At 61.0% G+C, this 15,791-nt stretch carries 15 protein-coding genes; 5 read left to right on the top strand and 10 right to left on the bottom strand.

Going from position 1 to position 15,791, the window contains the following annotated elements:
• Nucleotides 1-256: 256 nt before the first annotated feature.
• From EV561_RS33700 to pcaD, 7 genes are all read right to left on the bottom strand, one after another.
• Nucleotides 257-1,144, bottom strand: a complete 888-nt coding sequence (locus EV561_RS33700; RefSeq protein WP_132528241.1) for an amidohydrolase family protein — start codon at nt 1,142-1,144, stop codon at nt 257-259.
• 75 nt (nt 1,145-1,219) lie between these two features.
• Complete coding sequence (locus tag EV561_RS33695; protein WP_132528240.1) at nt 1,220-2,449, bottom strand: sugar ABC transporter substrate-binding protein; 1,230 nt, start codon at nt 2,447-2,449, stop codon at nt 1,220-1,222.
• A 55-nt stretch (nt 2,450-2,504) separates the two neighbouring features.
• Nucleotides 2,505-3,548 carry an ABC transporter permease gene (locus EV561_RS33690; RefSeq protein WP_132528239.1) on the bottom strand — a complete coding sequence of 348 codons (1,044 nt, stop codon included), beginning with the start codon at nt 3,546-3,548 and terminating at the stop codon, nt 2,505-2,507.
• A complete protein-coding gene (locus tag EV561_RS33685) occupies nt 3,545-4,525 on the bottom strand; it encodes an ABC transporter permease (protein WP_132528238.1) in 981 nt (326 codons plus the stop codon). The genes EV561_RS33690 and EV561_RS33685 overlap by 4 nt, the downstream gene beginning before the upstream one ends.
• Nucleotides 4,526-4,533: 8 nt before the next feature.
• Nucleotides 4,534-6,069: a sugar ABC transporter ATP-binding protein gene (locus tag EV561_RS33680; RefSeq protein WP_132528237.1), complete on the bottom strand. Its 1,536-nt coding sequence runs from the start codon at nt 6,067-6,069 to the stop codon at nt 4,534-4,536.
• A 39-nt stretch (nt 6,070-6,108) separates the two neighbouring features.
• Nucleotides 6,109-6,867 (bottom strand): SDR family NAD(P)-dependent oxidoreductase, encoded by a 759-nt coding sequence (locus tag EV561_RS33675; RefSeq protein ID WP_132528236.1) that lies wholly within the window; start codon nt 6,865-6,867, stop codon nt 6,109-6,111.
• A 21-nt stretch (nt 6,868-6,888) separates the two neighbouring features.
• Entirely contained in the window at nt 6,889-7,725 is an 837-nt protein-coding gene (pcaD, locus tag EV561_RS33670) for a 3-oxoadipate enol-lactonase (RefSeq protein WP_132528235.1), read from the bottom strand.
• A gap of 196 nt (nt 7,726-7,921) precedes the next feature.
• Between pcaD and EV561_RS33665 the strand changes: the two genes are divergently transcribed.
• From EV561_RS33665 to EV561_RS33645, 5 genes are all read left to right on the top strand, one after another.
• Complete coding sequence (locus tag EV561_RS33665) at nt 7,922-8,617, top strand: GntR family transcriptional regulator (RefSeq protein ID WP_132528234.1); 696 nt, start codon at nt 7,922-7,924, stop codon at nt 8,615-8,617.
• Entirely contained in the window at nt 8,617-9,306 is a 690-nt protein-coding gene (locus EV561_RS33660; protein WP_132528233.1) for an MBL fold metallo-hydrolase, read from the top strand. Before EV561_RS33665 ends, EV561_RS33660 begins: the two co-directional genes overlap by 1 nt.
• 20 nt (nt 9,307-9,326) lie before the next feature.
• Nucleotides 9,327-10,619, top strand: coding sequence for a nickel-dependent lactate racemase (gene larA, locus EV561_RS33655; protein ID WP_132528232.1), 1,293 nt, complete (start codon nt 9,327-9,329; stop codon nt 10,617-10,619).
• A gap of 137 nt (nt 10,620-10,756) precedes the next feature.
• The gene (locus EV561_RS33650) at nt 10,757-11,881 is read left to right on the top strand and encodes a LarC family nickel insertion protein (RefSeq protein ID WP_245513175.1); all 1,125 of its coding nucleotides are present in this window, start codon (nt 10,757-10,759) and stop codon (nt 11,879-11,881) included.
• Nucleotides 11,878-12,450, top strand: coding sequence for a hypothetical protein (locus EV561_RS33645; protein ID WP_165928016.1), 573 nt, complete (start codon nt 11,878-11,880; stop codon nt 12,448-12,450). Before EV561_RS33650 ends, EV561_RS33645 begins: the two co-directional genes overlap by 4 nt.
• Nucleotides 12,451-12,602: 152 nt before the next feature.
• Here the strand turns inward: EV561_RS33645 and EV561_RS33640 are convergent, their stop codons facing one another.
• Genes EV561_RS33640 through ureC form a run of 3 tightly spaced genes read right to left on the bottom strand, consistent with a single transcriptional unit; the run spans nt 12,603 to nt 15,789 of the window.
• Nucleotides 12,603-13,451: an urease accessory protein UreD gene (locus EV561_RS33640; RefSeq protein WP_132528231.1), complete on the bottom strand. Its 849-nt coding sequence runs from the start codon at nt 13,449-13,451 to the stop codon at nt 12,603-12,605.
• Complete coding sequence (ureG, locus tag EV561_RS33635; protein ID WP_132528230.1) at nt 13,448-14,086, bottom strand: urease accessory protein UreG; 639 nt, start codon at nt 14,084-14,086, stop codon at nt 13,448-13,450. Before ureG ends, EV561_RS33640 begins: the two co-directional genes overlap by 4 nt.
• Nucleotides 14,083-15,789: an urease subunit alpha gene (gene ureC / locus EV561_RS33630; protein WP_132528229.1), complete on the bottom strand. Its 1,707-nt coding sequence runs from the start codon at nt 15,787-15,789 to the stop codon at nt 14,083-14,085. The genes ureG and ureC overlap by 4 nt, the downstream gene beginning before the upstream one ends.
• Between the last annotated feature and the right edge of the window lie 2 nt (nt 15,790-15,791).

The following is a 15,791-nucleotide window of genomic DNA, read 5'->3' as shown; positions in this document are numbered from 1 at the left end:
GGCGTGAGCAATGATTTCAGCGGGAAAGCGATGGCGGCGATAGAGGGGATCACGGTCTGTCATAGGCCGTCATCGCACATCGAATTCCAGCTTTTCGTTAAATTGACAATGCCTGGCAACCCTGCCGCCGCCCTTATCCGCTCCAATCATTTCAACGCCTTGCGCAACATCGAACAGGCTACCCTCTGGAACACCGCCTGTATTTCCCTCTCATCGCACAATCGGCAGGTCCGTACTGCCCCTTCGCGAAACGATTCTAGGCGGGATTTGCCCACCGATCGAATCCGTAGAGCCGTTCGGGATTATCGACGAAGATCTGCTGCTGTAATTCGGCGCCATGGATCCAGCTTGCGGACATGTCCAGAAGATCGGCATCATCGGGCATCGGTACCGGGATGGACGGATGGGGCCAATCCGTGCCCGAAACGAGCTGCTTGGGATTTGCGTCGATCAACGCTTCCACAAACGGCCTGACGTCTCCATAAGGCGTGGTCTTCATTGCCGTGACCCTGTAGGCACCTGTGAGCTTTACCCAGGCGTTGCCATCGCGAACAAGCGATATCAAGGCCTGAAAGCCTTTGTCGGCAACACCTTTTTGAGCCGGAACATGGCCAAGATGATCGAACACAACCGCAATATCCAAGCGGCGAACCAGCCCTCTTAGATCTTCAATCTGAGAGACGTCAGCGAGAAACTGCAGATGCCAGCCGAGGCCCCGGATTTTTCCGGCGAGAGTGCTTGCGGCTTCCAGCGCAAGGCCCGCAGCAAAGACAAGGTTGACCCTGACGCCGCGCACGCCGCTTTCGTGCAGCGCCTCCAGTTCCCCGTCGGAGGTACCAGGGTCAAGCACGAGGACCGCCCGCGACGGGATGCGGCTTTCGCGCAGGAAGGACAGTGTGCGTCTATTGTCCAGACCGTAGACGCTCGGTTGCACAATGACGGCCCGCGAGAAGCCAAGCGTATCGGCAAGCGTCTGATAGTCGTCAATCGAGGCATCGGGTGGCGTGTAGCTGCGGCCGGACGCATAGGGGAACCGGTCTTCCGACCCAAAGACGTGAAAGTGGCAATCAACGGCGCCTGGTGGCAGCTCGCGAAGAGGACGGCCTTTGATCGGCAGAGCCGGGGCGCATTCGGGGATGGTCATCGGTGGTTCTCCCGTGCAAACGCCGCAGCCGGAGGCCGCGGCGTGAAGTGAGGATTGCGTGTGGGCCGTTGATGGTCAGGGCTGAACGGTCGCCGTGACCTTGCTGAGCTTGTAGAGATCCGCCGGCGCTTCGCACTTGTTGCAGTTCACTTCCGGAACATTCGGTGCTTCCGTCACAATGTTGGCCGGCAGCGGCTGGATTGTCGCGCCGGGGGTCGGCGTGCCGTTCAGCGCCGATGCCAGCGACAGCTCGGGGTACAGGACAGGATCGAAGATTTCGGTATTGAAGGAATCCGGCACCAGGTCTGGCTTGAACGCGTTGCAGCCGTCCTCAAACTTGTCACCGGCGCAGACCTTCACCTGATCGGCAGGGACCCACGGCAGAGGTGTCTGGATATTGTGCACCGTCACCTTGCGCTTGCCGGTAAGCTCTTCCATCATCAGCTTGAAGGCAAGCGCTGAAACCGTGATCGGGTCGCCGGACGAAATCCCGTCGAGGCCACGCTTGCGAAGCTCCGGATCGGCCAATGCAAGGCGGAAGCCGTTGGTATTTTCGCCGGTAACCGGCACTAGCTTCTGCATATTGGCGGCAATCATCGCCTTGACTGCGCCGTCTTCACCGTTTTGCGCAAAGATCGCGTCCACATCCGGATGTGCTGCGAGCGCCTTGGCCGTTTCCTGCTGCGTCGTCTGGCTGCTCCACATGCCGTTGTATTCGGCGACGACCTTGATGCCGGGGTACTTGTTGAACACGCTCATCGCGCCGTCATAGTTCATCTTGTCGACGGAATTGCCCGGCACGCCGCGCACGACGAAGACATTGCCCTTGCCGTTCAGCTTGTTGACGATCCATTGCGCGGTGTTCTGCGGAAAACCAGCGGTGATATAGCTGACCGTGCGGGCGCATGGCTCTGTCACGGTTGCACTGTAGGTATAGACGAGAACCTTCTTCTCGCAAGCTTGATGGATCGCGCGATTAAGGCCTGTCGCGGAAATCGGGAAGGTGATGATGGCGTCTGCACCGGCAGAAACCATGCTTTGATACGCCGAAGCCTGCGCCTGAACGTCCGTGCCGGAGATCACGGTCTTCAGATCGACCATCTTGTCGTAGGGCGGCGTTGCTGCGAGCGCCTTGATGAGGTTCGACGTTTCTGTCTGATAGCCATTGCCGCTGTAGCTCATGCTCAGATAGATCTTGAATTTCTTGTCCTGTGCATCGGCAGAGCCGTGAGATACGAGCCCCGCAAGCGCCGCGAACGCGGCGACCATCGCGAAGCGTTTCCTGCTTTTCATTCGATCGGTCATTTTCCTCTCCCTTGAATGCCCGTGATCAGGCGGTTGTTCGGTACAAGCCGAATTGCTATTTCTTCCCGGCATCGGGCAGGTTGCGCTTCAAAAGCACCCGCAGATCGTCACGCAGAAGAACCAGCGCGACGAAAATAACCGCGCCGTAAATGATGGTCCGCCATCCCTCGGCGATACCGAGGGAGGAGACGATGGTTGAAAGAGTGGTCAGCAGGATCGCGCCCGCCGCAGCGCCAAGATAAATCCCCCGACCGCCGACAATCGAGGTTCCGCCGATGACAACGGCGGCAACGGAGGGCAGAAGATAGCTTTGTCCCATCGTCAGGGTGACGCCGGTGACATAACCGACCAGCAGCATCCCGGCGAGGCCGGCGCTGGCGCCGCTGATCGCATAGGTGAGGATCGTCAGCCTGCGCACCGGCAGACCGGCCACATATGCGGCGATCGGATTGGTCCCCAAAGCATAGAGCTTGCGGCCGAAACTGGTCCTGACCTGCAGAAACCATCCGCCGAGAACAACGAGAAACATCAGGTAGAGCATCGGTACGCCGACGGCGGTATGGGCGAAAAGCGACGACAGATACGGCGAGGCCGCGCCGCTTGGCGTTCCCTGGGTGAAGCCGAGTGTTGCGCCATAGAGAATGATCCCCATGGCCAGGGTCATGATGAACGGCGGAACGCCGAGAAGGCTTATGCCGATGCCGCTGCAGGCGCCGATCGCGCCGGTAAGCAGCAGGACAGCCGGCATGCCCCAGATCAGCGCCGTCCCGGAATTGCCGATCCAGCTAAAGGTCAGAACGCCGCCAAGCGTCACCATGGAAGCGACGCTGAGATCGAGCCCGCCGATGAGGATGACCATCTGCTGACCGAAGGCGACCACCATCACGAAGCTCGAAATCAGAAGGATTGCTTCGATCTGCGCGAGGCTGCCGAAGCCTGGGCCGAGCACGCGCGATGCGGCGATGAGGACGATCGAAACGCCGAAGAGCACGATCGCGTTGCGGACATCCCGGTCCAGACGAAAACCCTTGCTTTTTCCCGCGTCGCCACGGGTATCGACCGGCCGGCCACTCTTGTTGTCCAGAGTTTCCTGGCTCATGCGTGGCCCTCCCGGTTCGATGAAATGCGCGCGGAGATGGCGGCGATCACGACGGCGATGATCATGACAGCGCCTTGGAAGATGCCCGTGTAGAAAGACGATACGCCGGTCGAAAACAGCACTTTCTGAAGAAGCGTCAGCGTCAGTGCGCCGAGCATCGAGCCGGCAATGCCGCCACGTCCCCCTGAGAAGGACGTTCCTCCGAGCGCAATCGCGGCAAAGACCAAAAGCAGGTAGGGATCGCCGACATTGGGCGTGCCGGTTGCGGTGAGGGCTGTCAGCATGAAACCGGCAAGCCCGTAGCAGACGCCGGCGAGCGCATAGGCGATGACTTTCGTGCGGGCGGCGGGCACGCCGGCCAGAACCGCGGCGGTTTCATCGGCGCCGATCGCATAAAGCCCGACACCCCAATTGGTGCGCAGAAGTAAGACCCAGATGAGATAGACGACGATCGCAATCGCCAGCGCAACCGGAATGACGCCCGCCAACTGGTCGGTGAGGGCGTAGATCATGAAGTCCGACACGCTGCCGCCCGGTGCATCGAGAATAAGGAGTGCGGCACCTGAGCAGACGATCATCGAAGACAGCGTCAGAGCGATCGACTGGAGGTTCAAATAGGCAATCAACACGCCGTTGACGGCACCAAGCAGGCCACCGACAATCACCGCGATCGCGAGCCCGCCAAGCGCGCCGAACGGCCCGTCGCCGGCATAGACCGCGACGAGCACGTTGGTCAGCGAAACGACGCCCGCGACCGAAAGATCAAAGCCGCGTGTCAGCACCACGAGCGTCCCGCCAGCCGCGGCCAGCGCCAGAGGCAGACTGTTGTTGAAAATATCGGTGAGCACGGACTGGGTCAGCGCATCGTTCTGGGTGCCGGCGAAGATTGCAAACAGCACTGCCAGCAATGCGATGATGACTGACGTGCCATCCCCGAAAAGGCGCCGATACCAGGGGTCAGGCCGAAGCATATTCATGTCCACACTCAATGGCCTGTCCTCTGTCCTGTTGCCAAGGCGACGAGGCGGGGCTCGGAAAGCTCATCGCCCGGAACCTCGTCGGCAACACGGCCGCGATAGATGACGACGCAGCGATCGGCGAGATGAACGAGCTCCGAAAGCTCGGTCGAGTAGACCAGCGCCGAGCCGCCCTTCTGAACAAAATCCCTGATGACGCCGTAGATGACGGCTTTCGTACCGACGTCGACGCCGCGCGTCGGATCAAACAGCACCAGGTTGCGGGCGCCGGAAGCGACGACACGCCCGATCAGCGCCTTCTGTTGGTTGCCGCCGGAGAGCTCGCCGATCTTCAGCTTCAGATAACGTTCCGCCAGATCGACGCGCCTGGCTTCATCGGCGACAATCTGGCGCTCGCGCGCCCGGTTCATCACACCGAAGCGACTGAGCATGCGTAGAAGCGAGAGAGAGATGTTGGTATCCGTTCGCAACCCCAGGAAGACGCCTTCCGTCTTGCGTTCCTCCGGTACGAAACCAATGCCAGCTTTGACGGCCGCAGCGGGAGAAACAAGAATGGCACGATCGCCATCGATCGTGACTTCGCCGCTATCAATTTTTGTCAGGCCCGCCAGCATCCGAAAAAGATCGCGCTGGCCTTGACCCTCAAGGGCCGCAATGCCGACAATTTCTCCGCGACGCACATCGAGACTCACGTCCTGGACATTTCCGCCGGCAAGTTTCTTGACGGACACCGCGACAGGATTGGCGGTTACCGAAACACCGGCGCTGTTTGGTTTGTGGGCGCGCACCGCAGAGCCGACCATCATTTCGAAAATGCGGTCATCCTCGACACCCTTCAGCGAGACGGTCTCTATGCTTTCGCCGTTGCGCAGTATGGTGCCGCGGCGGCATAGGCGACGCACTTCGGAGAGGCGATGCGAAATGTAGAGCACGCCGGTTCCCATGGCAGTCACGCGCTCAAGGATCTCGAAGAGCCATTTCGGCTCGGCGAGAGCGGCTGTCGGCTCGTCGAGAACCAGGAGCTTCGGCTTGCGGCTGACCGCCCGCATGATTTCGATACGCTGCTTTTCGGCAAGCGAGAGCGACCGGATCGGCAGGTCGGGATGAATATGCGAAAGGCCGTATTCAGCGAGTATCTGCGAGGCACGTTCACGGCTGTCGCGTGCCGAGTTCAGGCCGAGCGCTCCCTTGACCTGATGAGGCAGCATGAGATTCTGTGCCACCGTGAGGTTCGGCAGCAGGCTGAGCTCCTGGAAAGCGGTGGAAACGCCGGCCGCGCGGGCATCCATGGGAGCGCGGGGCGCAAAATCGGCGCCGTCGAGTTTCAGAACACCCTTGTCGGGGCTAACGATACCGCTCAAGACCTTGACGATGGTGGATTTCCCGGCGCCATTCTCGCCCAGAATGGCATGGATTTCGCCCGGCTCGATATCAAGGGAAACGCGGCGGACCGCGATCGTCGCTCCGTACGCCTTGGAGATGCCCTGCATGACCAGCGTGGGTCGAACGGATACCGCGGAAGATATTGCACTTGAGTTCAACATGTCGGCCCTGCCCTATCGTCCTTGGCCATGGCGCCGCCCCTATGAATTGTAGACGCCGCCATCGATCACGATGGACTGGGCGGTCATGTAGGAGGATTCGTCGGAGGCCAGATAAATGAAGAGCGGCGCAATCTCCGCCGAACTTGCCTGTCGGCCAAGCGGAACCAGGGCCGCGATCTTGGCTTCCTGTGCGGTCTGGCCGCCCATGAAGTCGATAGCCGGCCTATTGAATGCGGTGTCGACCCAGCCCGGGCAAACGGCGTTGACACGGATATTGTCCGGCGCAAGCTCCACCGCAAGCGCCGTGGTAAAGGCGACGACGGCGCCCTTCGATGCCGAATAGGCCACAAGCCCAGGGCCACCGCGCTTGCCGGCCAGGGACGACGTATTGATGATCGAGCCCTTGCCCGATGCTTTCAGATGCGGGATCGCATATTTGGCACCCAGGAACTGCGCGCGAGCATTGACGGTGAACAGTGCATCCCAACGCGTAACGTCGAAATCGACGATCTGGCCGGAATGCTGGACCCCGGCATTCTGGACGAGTACGTCCAACCCGCCCAGGCGAGCGACGGCCGTCTCGATGAATGCCTTGATGTCCGCCTCGGACGAGAGATCCACTTTGATGAAGCTGACGGCCTCTCCAAGCTCCTGAACGAGTGCGGCGCCAGCTTGCTCATCACGATCACCGACGACGACCCGCGCGCCCTCGGCCACAAAGCCGACGACCGCCTCTTTGCCGATATTGGCCACGGCGCCGGTAATGATGATGCGCTTGCCGTTCAAACGTGCTGTCATATCAGTCAATCCTCTTCGCCTTTACTGCCTGTCGAGCGCTATCGCGGTCGGTTTCGTGACCACCGGCTTGCTGTCGACGGATCGCAGGAATGCCGTGATGGCGGCGTTGCAGACATCCGGCTGCTCGATGGTGGGCATGTGAGCCGCATCTGCGACACAGAGAAACTCGGCGCCGGGGATCGCATCGGCGATCCGCTTGACCATATCGAGCGGCGTCGACAGGTCGAGTTCGCCCGCAATCACCAATGTTGGGATGCGAATGCCACCGATGACGCTCGACAGCGTCATATCGCGGATCGCGGCGGCGCATCCGGCATAGCCATCCTGTGTGGTCCGCAACACCATTTCGCGCATATCGTCCATGACGTCTGGATGAGCTCGGCGGAAGTCGGGCGTGAACCAGCGGTCGATTGTCGCCTCGACCTGCGGCGGGACCCCATGGTCGCGAACGGCCGTAACGCGGGTTTCCCAGGCCTCTTTCCGACCGTTGCTCGATGTCGCGCAAAGCGTCAGGCTTCGCAGGCGAGAAGGATCGTGTGCGCCGAGATATTGACCGACCATCGCGCCGAGCGAACACCCGACGAAATGTGCGCTGTCGATGCCGAGATCGGCGAGAAGCGCCATGATGTCGTCGGCAAGCAGGCCGAGGGAATAATCGCCCGGCGTGGTTTCGCTGTCGCCATGGCCGCGCATGTCGTAGCACAGCACTCGGTAGGCTTGCGAGAATTCATCGACCTGCGGAGCCCACATCGTGGTGTCCGCCGCCAACCCGTTTGCCAGCAGCGCAACGGGAGCACCTTCCGGCCCGGTCAACGACCAGGCTATCCTCACTCCGTTGATGACTGAAAATGACGGCATGTGTTCCTCCGCAGGTCGCTGCGCCTGCATGCCGGCATTAGATATATTTTCATATACACAATTGTCAATAATATTTTCTACGGTCTATATTGCGACTATGGCTTGATTTTTCGCGTGCATAAAACCGAAGACCTGGGGCATTGAATTCCCCTTCAGTCTAGATATGCAGACACGCTGACGACGCAGGAGAAAAAACTTGGGCAGCAAAACCGACGTACAGATCAACAAGGTGGTGGAAGCGATCAAAGCCGACATCATCATCGGTCGCCTGCGTCCACGCGAACATCTGGTCGAAGATGACATCATGGCGAAGTTCGATGCTTCGCGGCACATTGTCCGGACGGTCCTTGCCAATCTCGAACAGATGGGTCTGATCACGCGCCGTCCCAATAAAGGCGCTGTCGTCCGTGACTTTTCCGTGCAGCAGGTGGAAGAGATTTACGATGTACGCGTCATCCTTCAGGCGGAAGCGGCGCGACGGTTGCCTATGCCGGCCGATCCGGAGACGATTGCTGATCTGAACGCGATCCACGCGCAATACTGCACGGCGCTCGACGCCGGCAGGCTGATCGACGTCAACATCCTGAACGATGCCTTCCATCGTCGTATCTGGCAGACCTGCCCGAACAAATATCTGGCGGATACGATCGAAAGGCTCTGGGTGGAAACGACGGGCATCCGCTGGTATGGTGTCGGCGACATGGCGCTTCTTTCCCATTCCCGCAGCGATCACCAGCGCATGATCGAGCAGTTGCAGGCAGGTGACCGTAACGGTTTCGTAGCCCTGGCCGTCGATCATATATTGCCGCCGCTAGAGGCCTTCCGGCGCGCGCATGGCGTGACTGCGCCAACGCCTGCCGCTAACGACATTCCGCAATCAAAGGTGCCCTGATGAAACCGACCTATGATCTGCTGGTTCAGGGTAACAACCTGCGCCTGAAGGATGATTTCCTGGGCATGTCCAACGTGACGCTGATCGGGAGCAAAAGCGGCCCGATCCTGTTCGATACCGGTGGGTACGTCTCCCGGCTCGGACTTCTAAAGGCGCTCGCCGCGCGTGGACTGACACCAGCCGACATTCCCGTCGTCTTTCTCTCGCATCTGCATTTCGATCATGCCCACAATGTCGATCTGTTCTCCCACGCCCGCTTCATCGTCAGCCAGAGGGAATGGGACTATGTCGAAAACCCGCATCAGAACGACCTGCTGGTCCCCTGGGGCATCCGAGAACAACTGTCGAAGTCCCGGATTGATTTCATCGAAGGTGAAGGGCTGATAGACGAGGGCATCAGCTTCTTTCCCGCACCCGGCCACACGCCCGGCTGCTACGCGATCGAGCTTGATACCGGCGATCGAGGCACCGTGATCATCGCCGGAGATGCGATCAAATATGCCAAGGAGGCGATCATCGGCGCCTGCGACATGGCCTTTGACACGATCGAGAACGGTACCCGCACCATCGAGCGGATTCTCGATCGGGCCGACCGCATCATGCCCGGACATTTCCCGGAACTCGTCAAACAGGCGAACGGCGCTTTCAGCTGGAATGATGCTGCGCCCTTCGACCTTTTGATCCGCTAGCTTGAACCGAAGGACAATCCATGACCCAAGATCCAGTTACGATTTCCTATGGCCGCGGCCATCTCGGCATTGCCCTTCCCGCACAGGCAAGAGCGACGATCATCCGCAAGCAGCAGCTGCCGAAACTGCCCGATCAACAGGCAGCCGTGATTGCGTCTTTCGATGCGCCGGTGGCATCGCCGACGCTGGCTGAGCTTGCTCGCGGCCGCAAGAGTGCCTGCATTCTCATCTGCGATATTACCCGACCGGTTCCCAACAAGCTCTTCCTGCGGCCGATGATCGAGACCATGTGGTCCTCGGGCATTCCGAAGGACAAGATCGTGGTGCTGGTCGCAACCGGCCTGCATCGCCCCAACCTCGGTGACGAGCTGGCCGAACTCGTCGGCGATCCCTGGGTGCTGGACAATGTCCGCGTCGAAAATCACTACGCTCGCGACGAGGCAGCCCATATCGACCTCGGCGTCACGAAGACCCGCCGCACACCGGTCAAACTCGACCGGATGTTCGTCGAGGCGGACCTGCGCATCGCCACAGGACTGGTGGAACCGCATTTCATGGCCGGCTGGTCGGGTGGACGCAAGGTCATCGCGCCCGGTGTCGCCCATCACGAAACGATCCGCACCTTCCACTCGGCTCGCTTCATGGAAGATCCGCTGGCGGTCCAGTGCAATCTCATCGGCAATCCCCTGCACGAGGAACAGCTCGAGATCGTCCGCATGCTGGGCGAAGTCTATGCCGTGAACACCGTGCTCGATGAGGACCGTGATCTTGTCTGCGTCACCTTCGGCGAGATCATTGCCAGCCATCAGGCCACCGTCGATTTCGTCAGCGCCTCAACCAGCATCGCCTTCGGCCGGAAATTTTCGACCGTCGTCACCTCGTCGGCCGGCTATCCGCTCGACAAGACCTATTACCAGACGATCAAAGGCATGGTGACGCCGCTCGACATCCTGAAGGCGGGAGGCACGCTGATCATCGCCTCGGAATGTTCCGAGGGCTTTGGTTCGCCGGAATTTCGCGAGGCGCAGGCTCGGTTGGTCGACCTCGGGCCGGATCGGTTTCTCGCCACGCTGACGGCGAAGACCCTTGCGGAGATCGATGAGTGGCAGACGGAGATGCAGCTCAAACCCATGCGCCTCGGCAAAGTCGAGCTCTATACAACTGGGCTTTCCGGCGATGACCGACGCCTGACCGGCGTGGACATGATCGACGACCTTTCCGACGCCATTGGGCGCAGCATCGCCAGAAGCGGTGATCCAGATATCGCCATCATCCCTGAAGGGCCCTATGTCGTGCCGCGTTTTGCCGCCTGATGCATTCGATTTGTCATCTGGCCATTGGTGATCCGGAGGCACCGCATGCTTGAAGTTCATCTCGATCCGGTTGGCGGCATTGCCGGCGACATGTTCGTTGCCGCCCTTGTGGATTTCAGGCCGGATTTCGAAACGGGTTGATAGCGGCTCTGTCGCTTTGCCCGTTGATCGATAAGGTCGACACGGCGGTGGAAAGCCACAATGACAGTGTCCTGACCGGGCGTCGCTTCACCGTTCGCCGCAGTGGCCGGCGGGCGGAAGAGCGGCCCGCGGATGCTCATCATCACGATCATACGCACGCCGACTGGAACCTGATCCGCGAAGCGCTCGTCACCTCTACGCTCGACCGCGAGACGGTCAGGCACGCGATCGGCATCTTCACGCATCTGGCCGAGGCAGAAGCGCGGGTGCATGGTGTTGCTCCCGACCATGTGCGTTTCCATGAGGTTGGCGCCTGGGATTCGATTGCCGATATCGTTGCCGCAGCCTGGCTGATTGCCAGGATCAATGCTGACAGATGGACGGTCGGCCCCCTGCCGCTCGGCTCCGGCCGGATACGCACCGCCCATGGCCTGCTGCCCGTCCCAGCACCGGCAACCACCCTGCTTCTGGAGGGCTTTGCAACCATCGACGACGGCATTGCCGGCGAGCGGGTGACACCGACGGGGGCGGCGATCCTGCGTCACCTCTGCGACCCGTTCGAGACCGTGCGTGCTCCGCGGCGGCTGATCGCTTCGGCCCACGGTTTCGGCACGAAACGCCTACCCGGCATCAGCAACTGTGTCCGCCTCGTCGCCTTCGAAACGCTTCTCCCGCCGATGCCACAGGATCAGGTCGCCGTGCTCGAATGCGAGATCGACGACCAGACCGGCGAGGATATGGCGCAGGCAATCGACAATTTGCGCAGCCGCAAGGGCGTGCTCGATATCGTACAGATGCCGGTCTTCGGCAAGAAGGGCCGGATGATGGTGCATCTGCGCATCCTCGCCGAGCCCGCAGCCCGCGACACCATACTTGCAGACATCTTCGATGAGACCACCACCATCGGCATCCGCCACTTTCTGAGCGAGCGCACCATTCTGCCGCGGCAGGCAGATACGATCGAAGCCGATGGCCGTACCCTGCGCCTGAAGCGCGTCGAACACCCGTCGGGTCGCACGGCCAAATTGGAGGCCGACGATCTCAAAGACACCAGGACGAGTGCGGCACGCACGCGACTGCGCCGGCTCGCCGAAGACCGCATCACGGAGGACAAGGAATGACGCAGACGCCGGAACAGAAGCTGAAAACCGTGTTGTCGTCTCTGCAGGACTCGGCGGTTGCCGTCAGCGGCAGCGTCGATTCCATGACGCTTGCCGTCATCGCCAACCGCCTGCTCGGCCGGAACCATGTGACGATGATGCATGCCGTCTCGCCCGCCGTGCCGGCGGAAGCGACCGAGCGGGTCCACCACTTTGCAGGGATCGAAGGCTGGGACCTTCGCATCCTCGATGCCGGCGAATTTGCCGACGACAACTATATCGCCAATCCGGTCAACCGCTGCTTCTTCTGCAAGGCCAATCTTTACAGCTCGATCGCCAGCATCTCGGACCGCCAGGTCCTGTCGGGCGCCAATACGGACGATCTTAGCGAATATCGCCTTGGTCTCGATGCGGCCCGCAATCATGGCGTCCGTCATCCCTATCTCGAAGGCGGCATCGACAAGAAGGATGTGCGCGCGCTCGCCCGTGCGCTCGGTCTTGCGGAAGTCGCCATCGGCTGCTCGGTCCTCAATAGAATGATGGCATGCGCACGCCCGAAATCCGTCCGCTGCAAGACTGCAACGCCGTAGCAACAGCATCAAAGACGAAATGCCGTTCCTTCAACGACCCGCGCACCAAAGCCCTCCGAACGGAACCCTAACCCCGGAAAGTCTCGACGCCCCTTTAGCAATATCGACGAAACCTCTTGAACAAGTCGCCTCACGAGGAGATGTCCAGCCTGCTATGCTCCGGGGTCCTTTCGCCGGGAAACTGGCGGCGTGCCGAAGATCATACGGCGAAATGCGAACCAGGCCATTTCCGACCCCAAGCGCAACAAGCGCAGATCGCATGCCGCGAACCGCACGCCGATCCCGGCATTGCCGGGCAGCACGCTGGCGGCGGCGTATAGGCCGGACATACCGGTCAGCTGTGCTGAAAGGTCCAACGCAATCCGCCCAAGCGTCTCCGGCGGCAGGGACATGATCGCCAGCATCGTGCCGAAGGCCTTGTAGCGCGAGGGCTGCAAGCGGCCCGGTCCACCTATGCTCATTCGGTCGATCAAGACCGGCTCGTCCTCCTGCAGATAAAGGGCCGTCGTCGCTTCAAGCGCGCGGAAAGGCCGGTTGCGCCGGTCCGGATCGTGCGATGTGAAGGCATCGGCGACGATCGCCATTCCGCCCGGTGCGCAATCAATATTGACGCGCTGAACGAGTGCCGCACCCGGAAAAAGAATGCGCGGTTCCGGCAGATATTCGAGATAGGCGCCACGGGCGATACCGATGTTGACTGTTTCATACGCGGTCAGGCCGTTGTCGGCACGATGCACGGAGGTTGCGCCCTGCGTCGTGACATGCGCCGCCGCCCCCTCTTCGAGGCGCAGATGCTGCCGCAAATGATCCTCGCCGTGGAAGGCGCCGCTGCTGCTCTGGGCGATGACCGTCAGCATATGGGCGGGAACGGGATCGAGACGAAACGTTCGCGTTATGACGAACGGCCAGCTGAAGATCCGCCGGTCGAGAACCGTGCGGTCCCCTCGCCTGACGAAGCCCAGGTCGAATTGCAAGGGGGGAACCGGATATGCCGTGCTCACGATCGAAATAGCACCTCGCGCTCGATCACGTCGACCACCGCATCGATACCCTCGCCGCGCCGGCAGTTCGTCATCAAAACCGCGCGGTTGTCGCGAACTGCCAGCGCTTCGTCATACATCCTTCCGATATCGACGCCGACATGCGGCGCAAGATCGGTCTTGTTGACGATCAGCACATCCGAGCGGATGACACCCGGACCACGTTTTCGCGGTATGTCGTCACCGCCGCCGACATCGATGACGAACATCCAGAAATCCGTCAGGTCGCGCGAAAAGGTGGAGGCGAGATTGTCGCCGCCGCTTTCGAGCAGGATCAGCTCAAGGCCGGGAAAGCGCCGTTCCAGCTCGTCGGCTGCCTCGATATTAAGCGTCGGGTCCTCGCGGATAACGGTGTGCGGGCACGCTCCAGCCTCGACGGCCGAGACCCGTGCCGGATCGATGAGGCCAGAACGGCGGATGCGTTCGGCATCCTCGGCGGTGACGAGATCGTTGGTGATGACGGCGATGTCGATGCCCCGCGCCATGAGGGCGGGAATGAGCCGTTCGACCAGTGCCGTCTTGCCGGAGCCGACCGGGCCACCGATGCCGACCCGAGCCGCCGAGATACGTGGCGTTGCCTGTTGAGCCTCAGTCATCGCAGCATATACCTCCTTGCCAACGGCACTTTGGTAGCTGGCTGGCACATCAACAACTCGCCGTCGGCACGCACTTCGAAGGTCTGCGGATCGACCTCGACAAAGGGCATGGAGGCATTGCGGACCATGTCGGTCTTGCGCAATTGCCGGACATTCTTGATCTGCACGGATTGCTTGACCAGACCGAGTTTCCTGCCGACATCGGCCTCCACCGCAAGCTTGGAGACGAAATTGACGCCCAGGTGCTGCGGCGCCGATCCGAGCGCGCCCCACATGCGCTTCTGGATCATCGGTTCCGCAACGCCGAGGCTTCCGTTGCCATCGCCCATCGCCGCCCAGACGATGAAGCCGCTCTTGATCACCATGTAGGGTTTTATGCCGAACGAAGCGCGCGGCCAGAGAACCAGATCGGCCATCTTGCCGACCTCGATCGAGCCGACATGATCGCCTATGCCGACAGCGATGGCCGGATTGATGGTGAGTTTGGCGATGTACCGCTTGATGCGCTCGTTGTCGGCGGTTTGGGTCGTCTCCTCCGGCAGGCGCCCGATCCGCTCCTTCATCACGCTCGCCAGCTGCCAGCAATTGGCGACGTTCTCAGCGAGCCGCCCCATGCCCTGCGTATCCGTGCCGAAGATCGAGATGGCGCCCATGTCATGCAGGAAGTCTTCCGCCGCCATCGACTGGGCCCGAACGCGGGCCTCGCCGAACACCACATCCTCCGGCGTGTTGTAGTTCAGCTGGTGCGCGATCATCGTCATCGGCACGCCCTCCTCCATCCCGTAGGAGGTAAAGGGATTGGTGGGATTGGTCGAGGACGGGATGACGTTGTCGTAGGAGACGACTTTCAAGAGGTCGGGCGCATGCCCGCCGCCGGCCCCTTCGACGTGATACATATGGATGGTGCGGCCGTCGATGGCGGCAATCGTGTCCTCGCAGAAGCCGAATTCGTTGATGGAATCGGTGTGCAGATGGACCGCGAAATCGTTCCGGTCGGCAGCAACCAGACTTTGGTCGATGACAGCCGGCGCGGCGCCGAAATCCTCGTGGATCTTGACGGACATGCCGCCGGCCGCAACGGACTCCTCGACGGCTTCTGGGCTTGAGGCTCCGCGCCCGAACAAAGCATAGTTCAGCGGGGAGAATTCCGCCGCCTGCAGGAAGCGGCCGAAAGTCGTCGTGCTGCCGCTGCCGACGTCGAACAGCGGGCCTGGACCGTTGCCGATCATCGTCGTCGTGCCGCCGGCAAGCGCGTGATCGGATTGCTCCGGAGAGCCGAGGTGAGCATGGGCTTCGATCGCGCCGGCCGTGACGATAAAGTTGGCGCCTGATACCGGCGATGTCGTCTGTCCGACAATCATATCAGGGTGGACGTTGGGCATGACATCCGGATTGCCGGCCTTGCCGATGCCGACGATGCGGCCGTCGCGAATGCCGATATCGGCCTTGATGATCCCCGCCATAGCGTCGATAATCGTGGCATTCTTGATGACGATATCCAGGATTTTGTCGGACGATGTGCGATAACCGTTGATGCCCTCGCTGTCTCGGAGGTTTTTGCCGGCGCCGATCAGAAGTTCGTGGCCATAAGTGGTGAAATCATGCTCGATCTCGGCAAAGAGGCAGGTATCCGCCAGCCGGACAAGGTCGCCCTTGGTTGGGCCGTAGAGATCGGCATAGGCGCGTCGGCTGATCCTGGACATGG

It is taken from the genome of Rhizobium sp. BK376 (assembly GCF_004341625.1).
Lineage (GTDB): Bacteria > Pseudomonadota > Alphaproteobacteria > Rhizobiales > Rhizobiaceae > Rhizobium.
This window is presented reverse-complemented; position numbering and strand designations above follow the sequence as displayed.